Origin of the sequence: Candidatus Symbiopectobacterium sp. (genome assembly GCF_020054415.1) — a bacterium.
Lineage (GTDB): Bacteria > Pseudomonadota > Gammaproteobacteria > Enterobacterales > Enterobacteriaceae > Symbiopectobacterium.
Genome location: NZ_JAHWCO010000247.1, coordinates 1 through 2,874, shown reverse-complemented (window position 1 = coordinate 2,874; position 2,874 = coordinate 1). Strand labels below are relative to the sequence as shown.

At 47.3% G+C, this 2,874-nt stretch carries 4 protein-coding genes and 4 pseudogenes; 4 read left to right on the top strand and 4 right to left on the bottom strand.

What is annotated here, in order from left to right; all coding sequences use genetic code 11:
- Positions 1–140: 140 nt before the first annotated feature.
- Positions 141–551: pseudogene (locus QZ506_RS07260) on the bottom strand (anhydro-N-acetylmuramic acid kinase); the annotation flags it as partial.
- A 43-nt stretch (positions 552–594) separates the two neighbouring features.
- A pseudogene (locus QZ506_RS07255) lies at positions 595–862 on the bottom strand (IS1 family transposase).
- On the opposite strand from QZ506_RS07255, the gene QZ506_RS07250 reads away from it, so the two are divergent.
- On the top strand, positions 830–979 hold the full coding sequence (locus QZ506_RS07250; protein ID WP_291970073.1) for a hypothetical protein: 150 nt from the start codon (positions 830–832) through the stop codon (positions 977–979). The pseudogene QZ506_RS07255 and the gene QZ506_RS07250 overlap by 33 nt on opposite strands.
- Before the next feature lie 44 nt (positions 980–1,023).
- Positions 1,024–1,233, top strand: coding sequence for a hypothetical protein (locus QZ506_RS07245; protein ID WP_291970071.1), 210 nt, complete (start codon positions 1,024–1,026; stop codon positions 1,231–1,233).
- Positions 1,234–1,299: 66 nt separating this feature from the next.
- Here the strand turns inward: QZ506_RS07245 and QZ506_RS07240 are convergent.
- Positions 1,300–1,653: pseudogene (locus tag QZ506_RS07240) on the bottom strand (DUF1640 domain-containing protein).
- 167 nt (positions 1,654–1,820) lie between these two features.
- Here QZ506_RS07240 and QZ506_RS07235 point away from each other — a divergent pair.
- Together QZ506_RS07235 and QZ506_RS07230 are read left to right on the top strand one after the other, a co-directional pair.
- Positions 1,821–1,973 carry a hypothetical protein gene (locus QZ506_RS07235; RefSeq protein ID WP_291970069.1) on the top strand — a complete coding sequence of 51 codons (153 nt, stop codon included), beginning with the start codon at positions 1,821–1,823 and terminating at the stop codon, positions 1,971–1,973.
- A 33-nt stretch (positions 1,974–2,006) separates the two neighbouring features.
- Complete coding sequence (locus QZ506_RS07230) at positions 2,007–2,249, top strand: hypothetical protein (protein ID WP_291970075.1); 243 nt, start codon at positions 2,007–2,009, stop codon at positions 2,247–2,249.
- A gap of 452 nt (positions 2,250–2,701) precedes the next feature.
- Here the strand turns inward: QZ506_RS07230 and QZ506_RS07225 are convergent.
- Positions 2,702–2,874 (bottom strand): annotated as a pseudogene (locus tag QZ506_RS07225) (IS5/IS1182 family transposase); the annotation flags it as partial.

Below are 2,874 nucleotides of genomic sequence, written 5' to 3'. Positions count from 1 at the left end.
TTTCCATGCCAGTTTTGGTTGAAAATGCTTGTCATCTCAGGTGTACACTTTTCTCATGAGGCCTAACTGCATGATTTTACGTTGCGAAGATCCGTCGTTTCGCTGGGCTGCCAGCATAAAATCTATTTATTCAACAAAGCCTCACGTCGGCGAAAATCGCCCACCGTGGTGATACCAGTCAACGCAGCAATCTGGTTGTTATCACCGAGTTGCAGCGTACAATGCGCGTCACCGACCGGTTCGTGCCACACCGTTTGTCCATGGCAGCCGATCGCCATGACATCGCTGGCATCGAGTTCGGTCTGTTTCAACAGCATTAGCACTGCTTCGGCAAACAGCTTGCCGAGGCGTGTATCCAGCTGACCTAACGTTGACAGCGTTACCGCCTGCCCCTGACACACGTCCAGAATCGCTTGCTTCAATGCCAACGGCATTGGATGACAATAGCTCGCCTGCTGCGAGACCGTGTGCTCATCAATCGCTGCAAGAACCACATCGACACCGTCCAGACTGGTGCCCGACATCACTCCGATGTATCTGCCTGATTTCATAACAGTGTATTTCCGGTCGTGTATTCAATGAGTTGATGTAGCATCAAACGTAGTACTCGAGTTCGATGTAAGTACCGATGATCCTATCGTGCATTTCGGATGATTTTGAATATCCGAGCGTCTTGCGGTTGAGCCGTTGCAATCGGTTACGCAATGTCAGATGTGCACGCTCAATACGCTGTGTATACAGCTTGCTAACAATGTGTTTTACTTTTGGAAGTTCGTCGTTGTAAGCCCTGTAGCCATCCGTGTTTACATGACTGACGACGGTAACGCTGATGGTCACTTTTGCCATAACCGTGTTTTTTCACAGGAGATGTCTGTTCACAAAACGGGCATATTACATCAACTTTAGACACTGTATTCCACATCCAAAACCGGACATTTCACACTGCAATCAACATATTGAATACACGACCCGCATTTAGAGACCATCAAGACCGGTAAGCCGAAAAACCAATACCTCCTACAGATGCAAGCCAAAATGATGTGTACGGGCAGGAAATGGTGTGATTTTACCAGCTATGACGACAGGCTACCGCCAGACCTTGCCTATTACCAGTTGAGAATTCATCAGGACGATAAACTGGTTGCTGAAATACAGGAGGCGTTAAGGCAGTTTCTGACTGAGCTTGAAAGAGAACTTGAGGTTATTAGAAACTTAGCCAAGGTGGCGGCATGAGTACCTGCACGTCGTCGTGCGGTCGTGCAATCAGGTTCAGCATGACGCAAGGGGTATAGTGCACCGTCACATTTTGAGAATGGCAGCAATGATGCTCACGGCAGCGGCGACCATTAGCCCAAGCCGGATGGTCATCTGCATGCCAACCTTCTCAAATTTATCATTAATTTTATCGAAGCCAGCAGTCATATCCTTACGGACATCGGCTATCTCTGCGGACAGTTCCTTGCGGACATCGGCTATATCTTTGCGAACGTCAGCTATATCGCGCTTCACTTCGGCAATATCTGCAGACAGGTCTTTGCGCACATCGGCGACATTCCGATTCACCTCTGCGATATCAGCCTTGGTAGCAACATCAGCCACCTCATGAGACTTGCGTACGACGAGCGAAATCGCCCTAGCCTGCTATCTAGAAATACCAGAAGTTTAAAGCTGTTCTGACGCCTGCAATGTATCAAATGTAACCTGGCCCATAGATGATCCTCCTGTGTTAAGCCAAGTGTAAGCGATCTGACCGCCAATCTGCAAAATTTTACCCGTTAGCCCTCTGATAACCATATCCGTTTAATTATGGAGAAATTATTATGTCTAAATTAGTTGTCATTGAAAATACCATTGTTCGCCAGGATTCTTTCGGGCGTTACTGCCTCAACGATTTGCACCGCGCCGCCGTGGCGCAGGGAAAGGCAACCGAATCTCAGCGGCAGTCAAAAGTAAGGGCGTTTCTAAGAAAATAAAAACATTAGGTAAAAATTCTGTGCATAAAATGCATGGCGGCGTTGAATCAGGCATTTGGGTTTTTACCTGCATTAGCTATTCGCTATGTCTATTGGCTTAAAAAAGAAACAATTATAGATAAAAGTAGAGCAACAACAGCCTGCACCTGCAGCTTTGCCGTCATGATGAACGAAGCACCACTGACTCAACTCTCCGGGGAGGTGATTTATTGCATGAGTTCACCCCCCCAGCCGCCTTTCGAGGGGGAATGGTGCATCAAGATAGACTGTCAATGAACCGCGCTGCCTGAGAGCATTGTTGTAGATGGACCAGTTGGTTATTTTAAACGTTTGCTTTGCCATGGGAACCCTATGCTGAAACGACTGTAGTGATCAGAGCAGCCAGTCACCTAAAAATTATATTTATTCAAAAAAGTCAATTAATTAGATACATCACCTTCATGCGGCTTCAGGATCATTGAAATTCCCAAGTAGATGCGCCTAATACCGCTACACCTGTCACTTACTCACATGCGGTATGTTGAGGAAGAGAAACGCATCGCAGGCCAGACGTAGCGGGGTCAGGCAGAGAAAACAACCCTAACTCCTTCTCCAGCAAGGGTTAGCCGAAAGTGAAGCACTATTCCGAGCAGCTATTTAGGCGTTCAAAAAACCGTTTTCTTATATTAAATAAGGCGTTGTTGAATAAATCAGAACTTGTAACGACTGCGCCCCATACGGGTCGATTGTTACGTGATGCGAATACTGTTCGGCATTCCTGATAGCGTGATCCGGTTAAGCGCTTTGACCATGACCATGGCTTCACCCACCTGAGCATCGTAGTCTCTCAGACTTAGATGACCACCCAGAAGCCTTTTGAACCGGAACATGGCCGTTTCAGCCACTGAGCGCCGGTGATAGC

Coding starts and splice junctions, on each gene's coding strand:
- QZ506_RS07250 (WP_291970073.1), top strand. CDS start 830: ATGGTCACTTTTGCCATAACCGTGTTTTTTCACAGGAGATGTCTGTTC.
- QZ506_RS07245 (WP_291970071.1), top strand. CDS start 1,024: ATGCAAGCCAAAATGATGTGTACGGGCAGGAAATGGTGTGATTTTACC.
- QZ506_RS07235 (WP_291970069.1), top strand. CDS start 1,821: ATGTCTAAATTAGTTGTCATTGAAAATACCATTGTTCGCCAGGATTCT.
- QZ506_RS07230 (WP_291970075.1), top strand. CDS start 2,007: ATGGCGGCGTTGAATCAGGCATTTGGGTTTTTACCTGCATTAGCTATT.